The sequence below is a fragment of the Thalassobaculum fulvum genome (assembly GCF_014652915.1).
GTDB classification, from domain to species: Bacteria; Pseudomonadota; Alphaproteobacteria; order Thalassobaculales; family Thalassobaculaceae; genus Thalassobaculum_A; species Thalassobaculum_A fulvum.
Genome location: NZ_BMZS01000010.1, coordinates 281,684 through 296,561 on the forward strand (window position 1 = coordinate 281,684; position 14,878 = coordinate 296,561).

The window sequence follows — 14,878 nt, forward strand, 5'->3', positions numbered from 1 at the left end:
CGACAAGGACGCGAGCCATGCCCCGCACTCATCCGCTCGATATGTATCGCAACATCGGCATCATGGCCCACATCGATGCCGGCAAGACGACGACCACCGAGCGTGTTCTGTTCTACACCGGCCGGTCCTACAAGATCGGCGAGGTCCATGACGGCAACGCCACCATGGACTGGATGGAGCAGGAGCAGGAGCGTGGCATCACGATCACGTCCGCTGCGACCACGTGCTTCTGGCGCGACCATCGCATCAACATCATCGACACCCCGGGCCACGTCGACTTCACCATCGAGGTCGAGCGGTCGCTGCGCGTGCTCGACGGTGCGGTCGCGGTGTTCGACTCGGTCGCCGGCGTCGAGCCGCAGTCCGAGACCGTGTGGCGGCAGGCCGACAAGTACCACGTCCCGCGGATCTGCTTCGTCAACAAGATGGACCGGATCGGCGCCGACTTCTTCCGCTGCGTCGACATGATGGTCGATCGCCTGGGCGCCACCCCGCTGGTCACCCAGCTGCCGATCGGCACCGAGGCCGACTTCGTGGGCCTGGTGGACCTGGTCGAGATGCGGGCGATCCGCTGGCTCGACGAGTCGCTCGGCGCGCAGTTCGAGTACGAGGCCATCCCGGCCGATCTCGCCGAGCAGGCCGCCGAGTACCGCAAGACCCTGGTCGAGCTGGCGGTCGAGCAGGACGACGCCGCGATGGAGGCCTACCTGGAGGGCGAGGAGCCGTCCGTCGAGGTCCTCAAGGCGTGCATCCGCAAGGGCGCGATCGCCGAGGCGTTCGTGCCGGTGCTGCTGGGCTCGGCGTTCAAGAACAAGGGCGTGCAGCCGCTGCTGGACGCCGTCGTCGACTACCTGCCGTCGCCGACCGACGTCGCAAACGTGCGCGGCGTGCTGACCGACGGCGAGACCCCGGTGGTCCGCAAGACCGACGATGCCGAGCCGTTCTCGGCGCTGGCGTTCAAGATCATGAACGATCCGTTCGTCGGCTCGCTGACCTTCGTGCGCGTCTACTCCGGCGTGCTGGAGACCGGCAGCTCGGTGATGAACACCGTGAAGGACCAGCGCGAGCGCGTCGGCCGCATGCTGCTGATGCATGCCAACAGCCGGGAAGACGTCAAGGAAGCCCGCGCCGGCGACATCGTCGCGATCGCCGGGCTGAAGAACACCACGACCGGCGACACCCTGTGCGACCCGCTTAAGCCGGTGATCCTGGAGCGCATGGAGTTCCCGGATCCGGTCATCGAGGTCGCGGTCGAGCCGAAGACCAAGAGCGACCAGGAGAAGATGGGTATCGCGCTCAGCCGCCTCGCGGCCGAGGACCCGTCGTTCCGGGTGTCGACCGACAACGAGAGCGGCCAGACCGTGATCAAGGGGATGGGCGAGCTCCACCTCGAGATCATCGTCGACCGCATGCGCCGCGAGTTCAAGGTCGAGGCCAATGTGGGCGCGCCGCAGGTGGCGTACCGCGAGTCGATCACTCGCAAGGCCGAGATCGACTACACCCACAAGAAGCAGACCGGCGGTTCGGGCCAGTTCGCCCGCGTCAAGCTGACCTTCGAGCCGCTGGAGCGCGGTTCGGGCTTCGTGTTCGAGAATGCCGTGGTCGGCGGCTCGGTGCCGAAGGAGTACGTGCCGGGCGTCGAGAAGGGCCTGAAGTCGGCCCTCGACAACGGCATCATGGTCGGCTTCCCGGTCATCGACTTCAAGGCGACCCTGACCGACGGCGCGTTCCACGACGTCGACTCCAGCGTTCTGGCGTTCGAGATCGCCTCGCGGGCGGCGTTCAAGGAGGGCATGGCGAAGGCCGGCCCGGTGCTGCTCGAGCCGATGATGAAGGTCGAGGTGGTGACGCCGGACGAGTACATGGGCGACATCATCGGCGACCTGAACAGCCGGCGCGGCCAGGTCAGCGGCATGGACCAGCGCGGCAACGCACGGGTCGTGGACGCGATGGTGCCGCTGGCGAACATGTTCGGCTACGTCAACACCCTGCGCTCGATGAGCCAGGGCCGGGCGCAGTACACCATGCAGTTCGATCACTACGAGCCGGTGCCGCAGGCGGTCGCCGACGAGGTCAAGGCGAAGATGGCCTGACGGCCGTCTTCACCGGATCAACCAACCAGGCGACGCAAGTCACCCCAATTACCGAACGGAGCGGATCGGGATGGCCAAGGAAAAGTTTGAGCGTACAAAGCCGCACTGCAACATCGGCACGATTGGTCACGTGGACCATGGCAAGACGACGCTGACGGCGGCGATCACGAAGGTTCTGGCGGAGACCGGCGGCGCGACGTTCATGGCGTACGACGCGATCGACAAGGCTCCTGAGGAGAAGGCGCGCGGGATCACGATCTCGACGGCGCACGTCGAGTACGAGACGTCGAACCGTCACTATGCGCACGTGGACTGCCCGGGTCACGCCGACTACGTGAAGAACATGATCACGGGTGCGGCGCAGATGGACGGGGCGATCCTTGTGTGCTCGGCGGCGGACGGCCCGATGCCGCAGACCCGCGAGCACATCCTGCTGGCGCGCCAGGTCGGCGTTCCGGCGCTGGTGGTTTTCATGAACAAGGTCGACCAGGTGGACGACGAGGAGCTTCTCGAGCTGGTCGAGCTCGAGATCCGCGAGCTTCTGTCGTCGTACGACTTCCCGGGCGACGACATTCCGATCGTGAAGGGCTCTGCGCTGGCCGCGATGGAGGACAGCAACGAGGAGATCGGCAAGAAGGCGATCCTCGAGCTGATGGCGGCGGTGGACGAGTACATCCCGACGCCGGACCGTCCGAAGGACCAGCCGTTCCTGATGCCGATCGAGGACGTGTTCTCGATCTCGGGCCGCGGGACGGTGGTGACCGGCCGCGTCGAGCGGGGTGTGGTGAAGGTCGGCGAGGAAGTCGAGATCGTCGGAATCTGCGCGACACCACGAAGACGACCTGCACGGGCGTCGAGATGTTCCGCAAGCTGCTGGACCAGGGCGAGGCGGGCGACAACGTGGGCGTTCTTCTGCGCGGGACCAAGCGCGAGGACGTTGAGCGCGGCCAGGTCCTGGCGAAGCCGGGGACGATCAAGCCGCACACCAAGTTCAAGGCCGAGGCCTACATTCTGACGAAGGAGGAGGGCGGCCGTCACACGCCGTTCTTCACGAACTACCGTCCGCAGTTCTACTTCCGGACGACGGACGTTACGGGGACCGTTGCTCTGCCCGAGGGCACCGAGATGGTGATGCCGGGCGACAACATCGCGATGGACGTGGAGCTGATCGCGCCGATCGCCATGGACGAGGGCCTGCGCTTCGCGATCCGCGAAGGCGGCCGCACCGTCGGCGCCGGCGTCGTCTCCAAGATCATCGAGTGAGGATGAAACGGCCCCGGCGGTCGCAAGGCAAGCCGGGGCACTTTTTCGCTCCTCCGAGGGCGTGGGATTGAAGACGATGGACAGCCAGAATATCCGCATCCGCCTCAAGGCGTTCGATCACCGGGTCCTCGACCAGTCGACCGGGGAGATCGTCAATACGGCCAAGCGTACCGGAGCCCGCGTGCGCGGCCCGATTCCGCTGCCGACCCGGATCGAGCGGTTCACGGTGCTGCGGGGTCCGCACATCGACAAGAAGAGCCGCGAGCAGTTCGAGGTCCGCACCCACAAGCGGGTGCTGGACATCGTCGATCCGACGCCGCAGACCGTCGACGCGCTGATGAAGCTCGACTTGGCTGCCGGTGTCGACGTCGAGATCAAGCTCTAAGGGGACCGGCGATGCGTTCGGGACTGATCGCTCAGAAGGTCGGCATGACCCGCGTCTTCACCGACGAGGGGAACCATGTGCCGGTCACGGTGCTTAAGGTCGACGGCTGCCAGGTCGTTTCGGTCCGCACCAAGGACAGGGACGGCTACACCGCCGTTCAGCTCGGCGTGGGTGCGCGCAAGCCGAAGCACACCACCAAGCCGATGCGCGGGCACTTCGCCAAGGCGGGCGTCGAGCCAAAGCGCAAGCTGGCGGAGTTCCGGGTGTCCGAGGACGCCCTGCTGGACGTCGGTGCCGAGCTGTCGGTGGACCACTTCATCGCGGGCCAGAAGGTCGACGTGACCGGGACCTCGATCGGCAAGGGCTTCGCCGGCGCCATGAAGCGCCACAACTTCGGCGGCCTGCGCGCCACCCACGGCGTGTCGCTCTCGCACCGCAGCCACGGCTCGACCGGTAACAACCAGGACCCGGGCCGCGTCTGGAAGGGCAAGAAGATGGCCGGGCACATGGGCGACGTTCGCGTCACGACCCAGAACCTGGTTGTGGTGTCGACCGACGCCGAGCGCGGCCTGATCCTGGTCCGCGGCGCGGTGCCGGGATCCGACGGCGGCTGGGTGCTGGTGCAGGATGCCGTCAAGGCGAAGCTGCCGGACGGTGTGCCGTTCCCGGCCGCGATCAAGGCCGCCGCCGAGAAGACCGCGTCCGTCGAGGACGCCCCGGCCGAGCCGGCCGGCGAGACGGAGCAGAAGGACTGAGGCCATGAAGCTGGAGGTCACCAACCTCGAGGCGGAGAAGACCGGCGAGATCGAGCTCGATGACTCGATCTTCGGTCTGGATCCGCGCCGCGACATCCTGGCCCGGGTCGTGAACTGGCAGCTCGCCAAGCGGCGCGCCGGTAACCACAAGACCAAGGGCATCTCGGAGATCAGCGGGACCACCAAGAAGCCGTACCGGCAGAAGGGCACCGGCCGGGCGCGTCAGGGCTCGATGCGGGCGACCCAGTTCCGCGGCGGCCAGACCGTTCACGGCCCGGTGGTGCGCAGCCATGCGCACGACCTGACCAAGAAGTTCCGCAAGCTCGGCCTGAAGAATGCGCTGTCGGCGAAGGCCAAGGCCGGTCAGCTGATCGTGCTGGACAGCGCCTCGACCGACGAGGCGAAGACCAAGGCGCTGGCGGCCAAGTTCGCGAAGCTCGGCTGGCAGTCGGTCCTGGTGATCGACGGTCCGGAGCTGAACGAGGGCTTCGCGCGGGCGGCGCGGAACATCCCCAAGGTGGACGTGCTGCCGCAGCAGGGCGCGAACGTCTACGACATCCTGCGGCGCGACACGCTGGTCCTGACCCGCGGTGCCGTGGAGCATCTGGAGGCGCGGCTGAAATGAGTATCCGACCCTACAAGCCGAAGCCGACGACGGTGAGCGCGGAGCGGGCCTACGAGGTCCTGCGCGCACCGATCGTCACCGAGAAGTCGACCCGCGGGTCGGAGTTCAACCAGGTGACCTTCGAGGTCCCGGTGAACGCGACCAAGCCGGAGATCAAGCTCGCGGTCGAGCGTCTGTTCGAGGTCCAGGTCCGGGCGGTTAACACCATCCTGGTCAAGGGCAAGACCAAGCGCTTCCGCGGCCGTCCGGGCAAGCGGTCGGACTACAAGAAGGCCGTCGTGACCCTGGCCGAGGGCCAGTCGATCGACCTGGTGGCGGGAGTCTGACGCCATGGCGTTGAAGAGCTACAACCCGACGACGCCGTCGCAGCGTCAGCTGGTCATCGTCGACCGGTCCGAGCTCTGGAAGGGCAAGCCGGTCAAGAAGCTGACCGAGGGCCTGACCAAGAAGGCCGGCCGCAACAACACCGGGCGCGTCACCGCGCGCCGTCGCGGCGGCGGGCACAAGCAGAGCTACCGGCTGGTCGACTTCAAGCGCCGCAAGTTCGACGTGGTCGGCACGGTCGAGCGGCTCGAGTACGACCCGAACCGGACCGCGTTCATCGCGCTGGTGACCTACGAGGACGGCGAGCAGGCCTACATCCTGGCTCCGCAGCGTCTCGGCGCCGGCGACAAGGTGGTCGCGGGCGAGCGGGTCGACGTGAAGCCGGGCAACGCGATGCCGCTGCGCAGCATTCCGATCGGCACGATCGTGCACAACGTCGAGCTGAAGCCGGGCAAGGGCGGCCAGATGGCGCGGTCCGCCGGCACCTACGTCCAGATCGTCGGCCGCGACGCGGGCTACGCTCTGCTGCGCCTCGCTTCCGGCGAGGTCCGGATGGTTCGCAGCGAGTGCATGGCGACGATCGGTGCGGTGTCGAACCCGGACCAGCAGAACATCAACCTCGGCAAGGCCGGCCGCAATCGCTGGCTGGGCAAGCGCCCGGCGGTCCGCGGCGTCGCCATGAACCCGGTCGACCATCCGCACGGCGGTGGCGAGGGCCGGACCTCGGGCGGCCGTCATCCGGTCACCCCGTGGGGCAAGCCGACCAAGGGCAAGAAGACGCGCAGCAACAAGGCGACCGACCGCCTGATCGTGCGGCGTCGGAAGAAGTAAGGAGAACGACGGTGGCTCGATCCGTATGGAAGGGACCGTTCGTCGACGGTTACCTCATGAAGAAGGCCGACAAGGCGCGTGCGTCCGGTCGCAACGAGGTCATCAAGATCTGGGCGCGCCGCTCGACGATCATGCCGCAGTTCGTCGGCCTGACCTTCGGGGTGCACAACGGCCAGAAGTTCGTGCCGGTGCTGGTGAGCGAGAACATGGTCGGTCACAAGTTCGGCGAGTTCGCGCCGACCCGCACCTACTACGGGCACGCCGCCGACAAGAAGTCGCGGCGCTGAGCGCGGAGAGGAACAGGCTATGGGTAAGCAGGCTACCGCTCGGCGGCTCGGAGACAACGAGGCTCAGGCCGTCGTGCACAATCTCCGGGTCAGCGCTCAGAAGCTGAACCTGGTGGCTCAGACCATCCGCGGTCTGGACGCGTCGAAGGCGATCGCCTCCCTGACCTTCTCGAAGCGCCGGATCGCCGGTGCCGTGAAGAAGGCCCTGGAGTCGGCGATCGCCAACGCCGAGAACAACCACCAGCTCGACGTCGACCGCCTCTACGTGAAGGAGGCCTACGTCGGCAAGAGCATGCGGATGCGGCGCTTCCGTCCGCGGGCCCGCGGTCGTGTCGGTCGGATCGAGAAGCCGTTCTCGCACCTCACCGTGGTGGTGCGCGAGCGGGAGGAGCAGAGCTGATGGGTCACAAAGTCAATCCGATCGGGCTGCGGCTCGGCATCAACCGCACGTGGGACTCGCGCTGGTTCGCGGCGAAGGGCTATGCGGCCCTGCTGCACGAGGACCTGATGCTGCGGAAGTACCTGCAGAAGCGGCTGCGGCAGGCCGGCGTCAGCCGGATCGTGATCGAGCGGCCGGCCAAGCGGGCGCGCATCACCATCTACACCGCCCGCCCGGGCGTGGTGATCGGCAAGAAGGGCTCGGACATCGAGAAGCTCCGCCAGGACCTCTCGAAGATGACCGGCACCGACGTGGCGCTGAACATCGTCGAGATCCGCAAGCCGGAGATCGACGCCAAGCTGGTGGCCGAGAACATCGCCCAGCAGCTGGAGCGCCGGGTGGCGTTCCGCCGTGCCATGAAGCGGGCCGTGCAGTCGGCCATGCGGCTCGGCGCCCAGGGCATCCGGATCACCTGCGGCGGCCGTCTCGGCGGCGCCGAGATCGCCCGGACCGAGTGGTACCGCGAGGGTCGCGTGCCGCTGCACACGCTGCGCGCCGACATCGACTACGGCGAGGCGACCGCCTTCACCACCTACGGCACCTGCGGCGTCAAGGTCTGGGTGTTCAAGGGCGAGATCATGGCGCACGACCCGATGGCGCAGGACAAGCGGCTCGCCGAGCAGCAGCCGGGCGGCCACGGCGGCCACGGCGACCGGCGCTGACGGTCGGAGCGAGAGGAGACTGAGACATGCTGTCCCCGAAGCGCACCAAGTACCGCAAGGCATTCAAGGGCCGCATCCACGGCCTGGCCAAGGGCGGCACCGCGCTGAACTTCGGCGCGTACGGCCTGAAGGCGACGACGCCGGCGCGGGTGACCGCTCGGCAGATCGAGGCGGCCCGGCGGGCGATCACCCGTCACATCCGCCGCGTCGGCCGGGTGTGGATCCGGATCTTCCCGGACGTCCCGGTGTCGAGCAAGCCGGCCGAGGTCCGCATGGGCAAGGGCAAGGGCTCGCCTGAGTTCTGGGTGTGCCGCGTGAAGCCGGGCCGGATCATGTTCGAGCTGGATGGCGTGCCGCGCGACCTGGCCGAGGAGGCGTTCCGCCTCGCCGCCATGAAGCTGCCGGTCGACACCCGGTTCGTGACGCGTCTCGGCGAGTGAGCGGGCTGGAGGATCGAGTTATGGCGAACAAAGTGGCCCAGGACCTGCGTACCAAGACGCCGGACCAGCTCAAGGAGCAGCTGCTGCAGCTGCGCCGGGAGCATTTCAATCTGCGCTTCCAGAGGGCGAACGGGCAGCTCGAGAACACCGACCGCATGCGGCAGGTGCGGCGCGAGATCGCCAAGGTGAAGACCATCATGGGCGAGAAGACGCGCGCCGCGGCCTCGGCCTGAGGCGGACGGACGAGGGTTAGGAGAAAGCGATGCCGAGGCGAGTTCTGCAGGGCACCGTCGTCAGCGACAAGGGCGACAAGACGGTGGTCGTGACCGTCCAGCGGCGGGTGATGCACCCGCTGTACAAGAAGTTCATCACCCGTTCGAAGAAGTTTTCGGCACACGATCCCGAGAACCGCTTCAAGCAGGGCGATACGGTCCGGATCGTCGAGTGCCGGCCGATTTCCAAGTCGAAGCGTTTCGAGGTCCTCTACGAGGACACGGCAACGGCCGACAACGCCTGAGCCGGTTTTAGGAGACCAAGACCATGATCCAGATGCAGACGAACCTCGAGGTCGCCGACAATTCCGGCGCACGGAGGGTGCAGTGCATCAAGGTGCTCGGCGGGTCCAAGCGCAAGGTCGCGTCGATCGGCGACGTCATCGTCGTGTCGGTCAAGGAGGCGATCCCGCGGGGCCGCGTCAAGAAGGGCGACGTGCACCGCGCCGTGATCGTGCGCACCGCGAAGGAACTGCGCCGTCAGGACGGCTCGGCGATCCGCTTCGACCGCAACGCGGCCGTGCTGATCAACAAGCAGGGCGAGCCGATCGGGACCCGTATCTTCGGCCCGGTGACGCGTGAGCTGCGGGCCAAGAAGTTCATGAAGATCATCTCGCTCGCACCGGAGGTTCTGTAATGGCCGCGCGCGTCAAGAAGGGCGACCGTGTGGTGGTGACCACCGGCCGCGACAAGGGCAAGTCCGGCGAGGTGCTGGGCGTTCTGCCGAAGGAGGGCCGCGTGCTGGTCCAGGGCGTGAACCTGGTGAAGCGCCATACCCGGCCGTCGCAGACCCAGCAGGGGGGCATCATCGAGCGCGAAGCGCCGCTCGACCTGTCCAACGTCATGCTCGCGGACCCGAAGACGGGCGAGCCCACCCGCGTCGGCTTCAAGGTGCTGGACGACGGCCGCAAAGTGCGCGTCGCCAAGCGTTCCGGCGAAGTCATTGACGCCTGAGCCGAGAGACGGAGAACGGACCATGGCTCGGTTGCGAGAGATTTACGACACGAAGATCCGGCCGGAACTGATGTCCCAGTTCGGATATTCGAATCTTTTCGAGGTTCCGCGCCTCGACAAGATCGTCATCAACATGGGCGTCGGCGAGGCGGTGCAGGATTCCAAGCGGATCAATGCCGCCGTCGAGGAGCTGACCCGGATTTCCGGCCAGAAGCCGGTGGTCACCCGCGCCAAGAAGTCGATCGCCGGCTTCAAGCTGCGCGAAGGCATGCCGATCGGCGTGAAGGTGACCCTGCGTCGGGACCGGATGTTCGAGTTCCTGGATCGCCTGGTGAACATCGCCCTGCCGCGGGTGCGTGACTTCCGCGGCCTGAACCCGAAGAGCTTCGACGGCCGCGGGAACTACGCGATGGGCGTCAAGGAGCAGATCGTGTTCCCGGAAATCGACTACGACAAGGTCGATACAATCCGGGGCATGGACATCATCGTGGTCACCACGGCGAAGACGGACGACGAGGCGCGCGAGCTGCTCAAGCGCTTCCAGTTCCCGTTCGTCAACTGACGGGACCGGAGGACGGAATGGCGAAGAAGAGCTCGATCGAGAAGAACAACCGCCGGGCCAAGCTCGCGGCGCAGCAGGCTGCGAAGCGTGAGCGGCTGAAGGCGGTTGCCAAGGACAAGTCGGTCCCGATCGAAGAGCGGTTCCTGGCGACCGTCAAGCTGGCCAAGCTGCCGCGCAACGGTGCCAAGATCCGCGTCCGCAATCGCTGCGAGCTGACCGGCCGCCCGCGCGGCGTCTATCGCAAGTTCAAGATTTCGCGCATCGCGTTGCGCGACCTCGGCTCGACCGGACAGATCCCGGGCGTGGTCAAGTCGAGCTGGTGAGGAAGGAGGACGGTCCATGGCGTTGAGCGATCCTCTCGGGGACATGCTGACTCGGATCCGCAACGGGCAGAGCGCCCGGAAGCAGGTCGTGATTAGCCCTGCCTCGAAGCTGCGTTCGAATGTGCTCGAGGTCCTGAAGCGCGAAGGGTTCATTCGCGGCTACTCGACCGGCGAGGTTCGTCCGGGCGTATCCGAGGTGACCATCGAACTGAAGTACCAGGAAGGCGAGCCGGTGATCCGCGAGATCCGCCGGGTGTCGCGGCCTGGGCGTCGGGTGTATGCGAAGATCAAGGATCTGCCGCGGGTCTACAACGGCCTGGGCATCGCGATCCTGTCGACGCCGCGCGGCGTGATGTCGGACAACGAGGCGCGTGCGGCCAATGTCGGCGGCGAAGTCCTCTGCCAGGTATTCTGATCGGAGGCGACGATGTCGCGGGTAGGCAAGTATCCTGTCGCGATCCCGGACGGCGTGTCCGTCGAGATCGCGAACGACACGGTGACGGCGAAGGGCAAGCTGGGTCAGCTGTCGGCGCCGATCACCTCCGACGTCGAGGTGACGGTCGAGGGCAACCTCGTCACCGTCAAGCCGACGAAGGACTCCAAGAAGGCGCGTGCGCTGTGGGGCACGACCCGGGCCCTGGTGAACAACCTGGTGACCGGCGTCTCCACGGGCTTCACGGTGAACCTCGAGATCAACGGCGTCGGCTATCGTGCCGCCGTCGAGGGCAAGGACCTGGTGCTGTCGCTCGGCTTCAGCCACCCGGTTCGCTACCCGATCCCCGAGGGGATCACCATGAAGTGCGAGCGCCCGACGGCGATCGAGATCAGCGGTGCGGACAAGCAGCGCGTCGGTCAGATCGCCTCGGAGATCCGTGCCTTCCGTCCGCCGGAGCCGTTCAAGGGCAAGGGCGTTAAGTACGCCACCGAGACCATCCTGCGCAAGGAAGGCAAGAAGAAGTAAGGAGTGGGGGACATGCTCTCCTCGAAAGAACTCTTCAAGCGTCGGCAGATGCGCAACCGCGCGCAGCTGCGTCGCAAGGCGAACGGCCGGCCGCGTCTGTCGGTGTTCCGATCGTCGAAGCACATCTACGCGCAGGTCATCGACGACGCCGAGGGCCGCACGCTGGTCGCCGCGAGCTCGCTCGACAAGGACCTGAAGGGCCGGATCAAGACCGGCGCCGACAAGTCGGCGGCGGAGGAGGTCGGCAAGCTGGTCGCCGAGCGCGCCAAGGCGGCGGGTCTCGACGAGGTCGTGTTCGACCGCGGCGGCTACATCTATCACGGGCGGGTGAAGGCTCTGGCCGACGCCGCGCGTGACGCTGGTTTGAAGTTTTAAGGGGCCGGACGATGGCACGTAACGACAGGCAGGACCGGGGCCGCGATCGCGATCGCGAGGAATCGGAGCTGGTCGAGAAGCTGGTCGGCATCAACCGCGTCGCCAAGGTGGTGAAGGGCGGGCGCCGGTTCGGCTTTGCGGCGATCGTCGTGGTCGGCGACCAGCGTGGCCGGGTCGGGCATGGCGCCGGCAAGGCGCGCGAGGTGCCTGAGGCGATCCGCAAGGCGACCGAGGCCGCCAAGCGGTCGATGATCCGCGTGCCGCTGCGCGAGGGCCGCACCCTGCACCACGACATCAACGGTCGATTCGGTGCCGGTCGGGTGACCCTGCGGGCGGCGCCGGCTGGTACCGGCATCATCGCCGGCGGCCCGATGCGCGCGATCTTCGAGGCGCTCGGCGTGCACGACGTCGTCGCCAAGTCGCTCGGCACCTCGAACCCGCACAACATGATCAAGGCGACGTTCGACGCCCTGACCAACGTGCAGTCGCCGCGCGCGATCGCCAGCAAGCGCGGCAAGAAGGTCGCTGAGATTTTCGGGCGGGCGCCGCAGGGCGATGCCGCCGAGGCGGCGGCGACCGAGTAAGGTCGTCGGGCGGACGGAGACGGGACGATGGCTGAGAGCAAGGGCACCGTGACGGTGCAGCAGATCCGCAGCGGCCTGGGCCGCAAGAAGGACCAGCGGGCGACCCTGGTCGGTCTTGGGCTGGGCAAGCTGAACCGTACCCGTACGCTGGAGGACACGCCGGCGGTGCGGGGCATGATCGACAAGGTGAAGCACCTGGTCCAGGTCGTGGAGCAGGGCTGAACGCCAGGAATGACGCGCGCCGGAACGCCGGCGTGCCAGGCTGAGGACTGAAGCGATGCGACTTAACGAGCTGTCCGACAATCCGGGCGCGACCAGCCCGCGCAAGCGCGTGGGCCGCGGTACCGGTTCCGGTCTCGGCAAGACCAGCGGCAAGGGCCACAAGGGCCAGAAGGCCCGCCGTGGCGTGGCGATCAACGGCTTCGAGGGCGGGCAGATGCCGATCTACCGCCGCCTGCCGAAGCGCGGGTTCACCAACCTGTTCCGCAAGCAGTACGGGGTGATCAACCTCGGCCGCCTGCAGGCCGCCATCGAGGCGGGTAAGGTCGATGCCGGCCAGCCGATCACCGGGGCGGCGCTGGTCGCCGCCGGCGTGGTCAAGGACGCCAAGGACGGCGTCCGGCTGCTTGCGAAGGGCGACCTGACGTCCAAGGTAGAGATCCATGTGGCCGGCGCCTCCAAGGCGGCGGTCGCGGCGGTCGAGAAGGCGGGCGGCAGTGTCGTGCTGCCGGCGGGAGCGACGGCCGAGTCCTGATCGGGCGCCCGGATCGTCCGGGCGACCGCGCCACCGGAACTAGGATCAAGCGATGGCCTCCAGTGCCGAACAGCTCGCCTCGCAGATGAGCCTCGGTGCCTTCGGCAAGGCGACCGAACTCAAGAAGCGCATCTGGTTCACCCTGGCCGCGCTGGTGGTGTACCGCCTCGGCACCTACATCCCGCTGCCGGGCATCGACCCGGTGGCGCTGCAGGAGATCTTCCGCCAGAACTCCGGCGGGATCATCGGCATGTTCGACATGTTCTCGGGCGGCGCGCTCGGGCGGATGTCGATCTTCGCGCTGAACATCATGCCGTACATCTCGGCGGCCATCATCATGCAGCTGATGACGGCGGTCAGTCCGAACCTGGAGGCCCTCAAGAAGGAGGGCGAGGTCGGGCGCAAGAAGATCAACCAGTACACCCGCTACCTGACGGTGCTGCTGGCCGCGGTCCAGGCCTACGGCATCGCCACCGGCATGGAGAGCCTGCAGGGCCCGCGCGGGCTGGCGGTCATCGACCCGGGGCTGTTCTTCCGGCTGACCACGGTGATTACCCTGGTCGGCGGCACCATCTTCCTGATGTGGCTCGGCGAGCAGATTACGGCCCGCGGCGTCGGCAACGGGATTTCGCTGATCATCTTCTCGGGCATCGTCGCCAATCTGCCCTCGGCGCTTGCCGGCACCCTTGAGCTGGGGCGCACCGGGGCGCTGTCCACGCTGTTCATCCTGCTGCTGCTGGTGATGGCGGTCGGCGTCATCGCGTTCATCTGCTTCATCGAGCGGTCGCAGCGCCGGATCCTGGTGCAGTATCCCAAGCGCCAGGTGGGGAACCGGATGTTCGGCGGCGAGAGTTCGCACCTGCCGCTGAAGCTGAACGTGTCGGGGGTGATCCCGCCGATCTTCGCGAGCTCGCTGCTGCTGATGCCGATCACGGTCGCGCAGATGTCGGCCGGCAGTGGGCCGGAGTGGCTGGGCACCGTCACGGCGCTGCTCGGTCATGGCCAGCCGCTGTACATCGCGCTGTATATCGCGCTGATCGTGTTCTTCGCCTTCTTCTATACGGCGATCGTGTTCAACCCGCAGGAGACGGCCGAGAACCTGCGCAAGTACGGGGGCTTCGTGCCGGGCATCCGGCCGGGCAAGAACACCGCCGACTACCTTGACTTCGTGCTGACCCGACTGACGGTGGTGGGTGCCGCGTATCTGGCCGGGGTGTGCATCCTGCCGGAGATCCTGATCAGCCAGTACTCGGTGCCGTTCTACTTCGGCGGCACCAGCCTGCTGATCGTGGTCACCGTCACGATGGACACCGTGACCCAGATCCAGTCGCACCTCCTCGCGCATCAGTACGAAGGGCTGATCAAGAAGTCCAAAATCCGGGGGAGGCGCGGATGAACCTGATCCTTCTGGGACCGCCGGGGGCCGGCAAGGGCACGCAGGCGAAGCGGCTCGAGGAGACCTACGGGATTCGCCAGCTGTCGACCGGCGAGATGCTGCGCGAGGCGGTGTCGTCCGGGTCCGAGCTGGGGCAGCAGGCGAAGCGCATCATGGATGCGGGCGAGTTGGTGCCCGATTCGGTGATGGTGCAGATGATCTCGGAGCGGGTCGACCAGCCGGACTGCAAGAACGGCTTCATCCTGGACGGTTTTCCGCGGACGGTGGCACAGGCCGAGGCGCTCGATGCCATGCTTGCGGACAAGGGCCTGGCGATCGAGCACGTGATCGAGTTCCGGGTCGACGAAGATGCGATGGTGGCGCGGATCCTGAAGCGCGCCGCCGAGGAAGGGCGCAGCGACGACAACGAGGAGACGCTGCGCAAGCGCATGGATGTATACCGTCGGCAGACGGCGCCGATCATCCCGTACTACAGCGGGAAGGGTGCCCTGAAGACGGTCGATGGAATGGCGTCGATGGACGACGTGACTGGCCAGTTGAAGGCCATTCTCGGCTGAGTTCGACGGCGTCGAAATAGTGTTGCGGTTCGGTTG

The 14,878-nt window shown here is 66.9% G+C and carries 24 protein-coding genes and 1 pseudogene; all 25 read left to right on the top strand.

Annotated elements, in window-relative coordinates; translation table 11 throughout:
• Window positions 1-17: 17 nt before the first annotated feature.
• Complete coding sequence (gene fusA / locus IE246_RS21080; protein WP_189993341.1) at window positions 18-2,093, top strand: elongation factor G; 2,076 nt, start codon at window positions 18-20, stop codon at window positions 2,091-2,093.
• A gap of 70 nt (window positions 2,094-2,163) precedes the next feature.
• Window positions 2,164-3,356: pseudogene (gene tuf, locus IE246_RS21085) on the top strand (elongation factor Tu).
• A 76-nt stretch (window positions 3,357-3,432) separates the two neighbouring features.
• Window positions 3,433-3,741: a 30S ribosomal protein S10 gene (gene rpsJ, locus IE246_RS21090; protein ID WP_189993343.1), complete on the top strand. Its 309-nt coding sequence runs from the start codon at window positions 3,433-3,435 to the stop codon at window positions 3,739-3,741.
• 11 nt (window positions 3,742-3,752) lie between these two features.
• Window positions 3,753-4,496 carry a 50S ribosomal protein L3 gene (gene rplC / locus IE246_RS21095; RefSeq protein ID WP_189993346.1) on the top strand — a complete coding sequence of 248 codons (744 nt, stop codon included), beginning with the start codon at window positions 3,753-3,755 and terminating at the stop codon, window positions 4,494-4,496.
• 4 nt (window positions 4,497-4,500) lie between these two features.
• Window positions 4,501-5,121 (top strand): 50S ribosomal protein L4, encoded by a 621-nt coding sequence (gene rplD, locus IE246_RS21100; RefSeq protein WP_189993348.1) that lies wholly within the window; start codon window positions 4,501-4,503, stop codon window positions 5,119-5,121.
• Window positions 5,118-5,447 (top strand): 50S ribosomal protein L23, encoded by a 330-nt coding sequence (locus tag IE246_RS21105; RefSeq protein WP_189993350.1) that lies wholly within the window; start codon window positions 5,118-5,120, stop codon window positions 5,445-5,447. Before rplD ends, IE246_RS21105 begins: the two co-directional genes overlap by 4 nt.
• Before the next feature lie 4 nt (window positions 5,448-5,451).
• A complete protein-coding gene (gene rplB / locus IE246_RS21110; protein WP_189993352.1) occupies window positions 5,452-6,276 on the top strand; it encodes a 50S ribosomal protein L2 in 825 nt (274 codons plus the stop codon).
• Window positions 6,277-6,287: 11 nt separating this feature from the next.
• Complete coding sequence (rpsS, locus tag IE246_RS21115; protein WP_189993354.1) at window positions 6,288-6,563, top strand: 30S ribosomal protein S19; 276 nt, start codon at window positions 6,288-6,290, stop codon at window positions 6,561-6,563.
• Between the two features lie 19 nt (window positions 6,564-6,582).
• Window positions 6,583-6,963 (top strand): 50S ribosomal protein L22, encoded by a 381-nt coding sequence (gene rplV / locus IE246_RS21120; protein WP_189993356.1) that lies wholly within the window; start codon window positions 6,583-6,585, stop codon window positions 6,961-6,963.
• On the top strand, window positions 6,963-7,664 hold the full coding sequence (gene rpsC, locus IE246_RS21125) for a 30S ribosomal protein S3 (protein ID WP_189993358.1): 702 nt from the start codon (window positions 6,963-6,965) through the stop codon (window positions 7,662-7,664). Before rplV ends, rpsC begins: the two co-directional genes overlap by 1 nt.
• Before the next feature lie 26 nt (window positions 7,665-7,690).
• On the top strand, window positions 7,691-8,104 hold the full coding sequence (rplP, locus tag IE246_RS21130) for a 50S ribosomal protein L16 (RefSeq protein ID WP_189993360.1): 414 nt from the start codon (window positions 7,691-7,693) through the stop codon (window positions 8,102-8,104).
• Between the two features lie 20 nt (window positions 8,105-8,124).
• On the top strand, window positions 8,125-8,337 hold the full coding sequence (gene rpmC, locus IE246_RS21135) for a 50S ribosomal protein L29 (protein ID WP_189993362.1): 213 nt from the start codon (window positions 8,125-8,127) through the stop codon (window positions 8,335-8,337).
• A gap of 29 nt (window positions 8,338-8,366) precedes the next feature.
• A complete protein-coding gene (rpsQ, locus tag IE246_RS21140; RefSeq protein ID WP_189993364.1) occupies window positions 8,367-8,621 on the top strand; it encodes a 30S ribosomal protein S17 in 255 nt (84 codons plus the stop codon).
• 23 nt (window positions 8,622-8,644) lie between these two features.
• Window positions 8,645-9,013 (top strand): 50S ribosomal protein L14, encoded by a 369-nt coding sequence (gene rplN / locus IE246_RS21145; protein WP_007678316.1) that lies wholly within the window; start codon window positions 8,645-8,647, stop codon window positions 9,011-9,013.
• Window positions 9,013-9,330 (top strand): 50S ribosomal protein L24, encoded by a 318-nt coding sequence (rplX, locus tag IE246_RS21150; RefSeq protein ID WP_189993366.1) that lies wholly within the window; start codon window positions 9,013-9,015, stop codon window positions 9,328-9,330. The genes rplN and rplX overlap by 1 nt, the downstream gene beginning before the upstream one ends.
• Window positions 9,331-9,352: 22 nt before the next feature.
• Complete coding sequence (gene rplE, locus IE246_RS21155) at window positions 9,353-9,892, top strand: 50S ribosomal protein L5 (protein WP_189993368.1); 540 nt, start codon at window positions 9,353-9,355, stop codon at window positions 9,890-9,892.
• Between the two features lie 17 nt (window positions 9,893-9,909).
• Window positions 9,910-10,215, top strand: a complete 306-nt coding sequence (gene rpsN / locus IE246_RS21160; RefSeq protein ID WP_189993370.1) for a 30S ribosomal protein S14 — start codon at window positions 9,910-9,912, stop codon at window positions 10,213-10,215.
• Between the two features lie 16 nt (window positions 10,216-10,231).
• Entirely contained in the window at window positions 10,232-10,630 is a 399-nt protein-coding gene (gene rpsH / locus IE246_RS21165) for a 30S ribosomal protein S8 (protein WP_189993372.1), read from the top strand.
• A gap of 12 nt (window positions 10,631-10,642) precedes the next feature.
• Entirely contained in the window at window positions 10,643-11,176 is a 534-nt protein-coding gene (gene rplF, locus IE246_RS21170; protein WP_189993374.1) for a 50S ribosomal protein L6, read from the top strand.
• A gap of 12 nt (window positions 11,177-11,188) precedes the next feature.
• Window positions 11,189-11,551 (top strand): 50S ribosomal protein L18, encoded by a 363-nt coding sequence (gene rplR, locus IE246_RS21175; RefSeq protein ID WP_189993376.1) that lies wholly within the window; start codon window positions 11,189-11,191, stop codon window positions 11,549-11,551.
• Between the two features lie 11 nt (window positions 11,552-11,562).
• On the top strand, window positions 11,563-12,135 hold the full coding sequence (gene rpsE / locus IE246_RS21180) for a 30S ribosomal protein S5 (protein ID WP_189993378.1): 573 nt from the start codon (window positions 11,563-11,565) through the stop codon (window positions 12,133-12,135).
• A 27-nt stretch (window positions 12,136-12,162) separates the two neighbouring features.
• Window positions 12,163-12,357 (top strand): 50S ribosomal protein L30, encoded by a 195-nt coding sequence (rpmD, locus tag IE246_RS21185; RefSeq protein ID WP_189993380.1) that lies wholly within the window; start codon window positions 12,163-12,165, stop codon window positions 12,355-12,357.
• Window positions 12,358-12,412: 55 nt separating this feature from the next.
• Window positions 12,413-12,889, top strand: coding sequence for a 50S ribosomal protein L15 (gene rplO / locus IE246_RS21190; RefSeq protein WP_189993382.1), 477 nt, complete (start codon window positions 12,413-12,415; stop codon window positions 12,887-12,889).
• Between the two features lie 52 nt (window positions 12,890-12,941).
• On the top strand, window positions 12,942-14,285 hold the full coding sequence (secY, locus tag IE246_RS21195) for a preprotein translocase subunit SecY (RefSeq protein WP_189993384.1): 1,344 nt from the start codon (window positions 12,942-12,944) through the stop codon (window positions 14,283-14,285).
• On the top strand, window positions 14,282-14,842 hold the full coding sequence (locus tag IE246_RS21200; protein WP_189993387.1) for an adenylate kinase: 561 nt from the start codon (window positions 14,282-14,284) through the stop codon (window positions 14,840-14,842). The genes secY and IE246_RS21200 overlap by 4 nt, the downstream gene beginning before the upstream one ends.
• Window positions 14,843-14,878 lie beyond the last annotated feature (36 nt).

Excerpts from the sequence above, each read along its gene's own strand:
- rplN (WP_007678316.1), top strand. The coding sequence starts at position 8,645 with ATGATCCAGATGCAGACGAACCTCGAGGTCGCCGACAATTCCGGCGCA.
- rpsN (WP_189993370.1), top strand. The coding sequence starts at position 9,910 with ATGGCGAAGAAGAGCTCGATCGAGAAGAACAACCGCCGGGCCAAGCTC.
- rplF (WP_189993374.1), top strand. The coding sequence starts at position 10,643 with ATGTCGCGGGTAGGCAAGTATCCTGTCGCGATCCCGGACGGCGTGTCC.
- rpsH (WP_189993372.1), top strand. The coding sequence starts at position 10,232 with ATGGCGTTGAGCGATCCTCTCGGGGACATGCTGACTCGGATCCGCAAC.
- fusA (WP_189993341.1), top strand. The coding sequence starts at position 18 with ATGCCCCGCACTCATCCGCTCGATATGTATCGCAACATCGGCATCATG.
- rplR (WP_189993376.1), top strand. The coding sequence starts at position 11,189 with ATGCTCTCCTCGAAAGAACTCTTCAAGCGTCGGCAGATGCGCAACCGC.
- rplX (WP_189993366.1), top strand. The coding sequence starts at position 9,013 with ATGGCCGCGCGCGTCAAGAAGGGCGACCGTGTGGTGGTGACCACCGGC.
- IE246_RS21200 (WP_189993387.1), top strand. The coding sequence starts at position 14,282 with ATGAACCTGATCCTTCTGGGACCGCCGGGGGCCGGCAAGGGCACGCAG.
- IE246_RS21105 (WP_189993350.1), top strand. The coding sequence starts at position 5,118 with ATGAGTATCCGACCCTACAAGCCGAAGCCGACGACGGTGAGCGCGGAG.
- rplP (WP_189993360.1), top strand. The coding sequence starts at position 7,691 with ATGCTGTCCCCGAAGCGCACCAAGTACCGCAAGGCATTCAAGGGCCGC.
- secY (WP_189993384.1), top strand. The coding sequence starts at position 12,942 with ATGGCCTCCAGTGCCGAACAGCTCGCCTCGCAGATGAGCCTCGGTGCC.
- rplE (WP_189993368.1), top strand. The coding sequence starts at position 9,353 with ATGGCTCGGTTGCGAGAGATTTACGACACGAAGATCCGGCCGGAACTG.
- rpmD (WP_189993380.1), top strand. The coding sequence starts at position 12,163 with ATGGCTGAGAGCAAGGGCACCGTGACGGTGCAGCAGATCCGCAGCGGC.
- rplD (WP_189993348.1), top strand. The coding sequence starts at position 4,501 with ATGAAGCTGGAGGTCACCAACCTCGAGGCGGAGAAGACCGGCGAGATC.
- rplO (WP_189993382.1), top strand. The coding sequence starts at position 12,413 with ATGCGACTTAACGAGCTGTCCGACAATCCGGGCGCGACCAGCCCGCGC.
- rplB (WP_189993352.1), top strand. The coding sequence starts at position 5,452 with ATGGCGTTGAAGAGCTACAACCCGACGACGCCGTCGCAGCGTCAGCTG.
- rpsE (WP_189993378.1), top strand. The coding sequence starts at position 11,563 with ATGGCACGTAACGACAGGCAGGACCGGGGCCGCGATCGCGATCGCGAG.
- rplC (WP_189993346.1), top strand. The coding sequence starts at position 3,753 with ATGCGTTCGGGACTGATCGCTCAGAAGGTCGGCATGACCCGCGTCTTC.
- rpsQ (WP_189993364.1), top strand. The coding sequence starts at position 8,367 with ATGCCGAGGCGAGTTCTGCAGGGCACCGTCGTCAGCGACAAGGGCGAC.
- rpmC (WP_189993362.1), top strand. The coding sequence starts at position 8,125 with ATGGCGAACAAAGTGGCCCAGGACCTGCGTACCAAGACGCCGGACCAG.
- rpsC (WP_189993358.1), top strand. The coding sequence starts at position 6,963 with ATGGGTCACAAAGTCAATCCGATCGGGCTGCGGCTCGGCATCAACCGC.
- rpsJ (WP_189993343.1), top strand. The coding sequence starts at position 3,433 with ATGGACAGCCAGAATATCCGCATCCGCCTCAAGGCGTTCGATCACCGG.
- rplV (WP_189993356.1), top strand. The coding sequence starts at position 6,583 with ATGGGTAAGCAGGCTACCGCTCGGCGGCTCGGAGACAACGAGGCTCAG.